Consider the following 303-nt stretch of genomic DNA (forward strand, 5'->3'; position numbering starts at 1 on the left):
ATACACGTTCACTTACTGTTTCTACCACACCTTTTACACTAGTTACTCCGCACATCCCTTTTTCATGAGATGGTGCATAGATAGCTGTTTTAATAGGATTATTTTTGTATGTGGTTTCTTCTATATCTAGCCGATTACCAACAGGGTTAATTTCTGCCTGAATTGTTCCTTTCCCCTTATGTTGCCAGCCAAGGTTCAAAGTTTTCTTTTCCCCCTCAGTTAATCTTACCTTTTCTGATGCTACTTGTTGTCCATTATGCTTGAGCACGACTACTGTTTCAGGATTTGCATATTTTGCTTCTA

At 38.3% G+C, this 303-nt stretch carries 1 pseudogene; it reads right to left on the reverse strand.

Features of this window, described 5'->3' with window-relative positions:
- Positions 1-303 (reverse strand): annotated as a pseudogene (locus KVT11_RS19675) (hypothetical protein); the annotation flags it as partial.

The sequence above is a fragment of the Bacillus sp. GbtcB10 genome (genome assembly GCF_019091365.1).
Classification (GTDB): Bacteria; Bacillota; Bacilli; order Bacillales; family Bacillaceae; genus Bacillus; species Bacillus altitudinis.